This window comes from Paenibacillus sp. MAHUQ-45 (assembly GCF_058133325.1).
On the sequence record NZ_JBYUPV010000035.1, the window covers coordinates 1 to 1,054 of the forward strand.

A 1,054-nucleotide genomic window follows, 5' to 3' on the forward strand; every position below is an offset into this window, starting at 1 on the left:
ACGGGAGCAACAGGGGCAACAGGAGACACTGGTGCAACGGGAGCGACAGGAGCAACGGGAGACACTGGTGCAACGGGTGCCACCGGAGCGACAGGAGCAACTGGAGCAACAGGAGACACTGGAGCAACAGGAGCAACAGGAGCAACGGGAGACACTGGAGCAACAGGAGCAACGGGTGCAACAGGAGCGACAGGAGCAACGGGTGCAACAGGAGCGACAGGAGACACAGGAGCCACCGGAGCGACAGGAGACACTGGAGCAACAGGAGCAACTGGAGCAACTGGAGCAACTGGAGCAACTGGGGCAACGGGTGCAACAGGAGACACTGGAACAACGGGTGAAACTGGAGCCACCGGAGCGACAGGAGACACTGGAGCAACAGGAGACACTGGAGCAACAGGAGCAACAGGAGCAACGGGAGCAACAGGGGCAACAGGAGACACTGGTGCAACGGGAGCGACAGGAGCAACGGGAGACACTGGTGCAACGGGTGCCACCGGAGCGACAGGAGACACTGGAGCAACAGGAGCAACAGGAGCAACCGGAGCGACAGGTGACACTGGGGCAACGGGAGCCACGGGAGCCACAGGAGTGACCGGAGTGACAGGTGCAACGGGAGCGACTGGAGTTACAGGTGACACGGGATCCACAGGAGCAACCGGAGCGACAGGTGACACTGGGGCAACGGGAGCCACGGGAGCCACAGGAGTGACCGGAGTGACAGGTGCAACGGGAGCGACAGGAGCGACCGGAGTGACAGGTGACACAGGAGCCACCGGAGCGACAGGAGACACTGGAGCAACAGGAGCGACAGGAGACACTGGAGCCACTGGAGCAACAGGAGCGACAGGAGCAACTGGAGCAACTGGGGAAACGGGAGCAGCAGGAGCGACCGGAGTGACAGGAGCCACTGGAGCGACAGGAGACACTGGAGCAACTGGGGCAACGGGTGCAACAGGAGACACTGGAGCAACAGGAGCAACGGGAGACACTGGTGCAACAGGAGACACTGGAGCGACCGGAGTGACAGGTGCCACTGGAGCAACGGGTGAAA

1 protein-coding gene and 1 pseudogene are annotated in these 1,054 nt (G+C 62.1%); both read left to right on the forward strand.

Translation table 11 applies throughout. The annotated features are described in order from the left end of the window. Positions 1 to 595 (forward strand): annotated as a pseudogene (locus AC3Y23_RS29010) (hypothetical protein); the annotation flags it as partial. Next, positions 592 to 1,054 (forward strand): hypothetical protein (locus AC3Y23_RS29015; protein WP_379205551.1); only part of this gene is annotated, 463 nt, incomplete at its 3' end. The pseudogene AC3Y23_RS29010 and the gene AC3Y23_RS29015, both read left to right, overlap by 4 nt.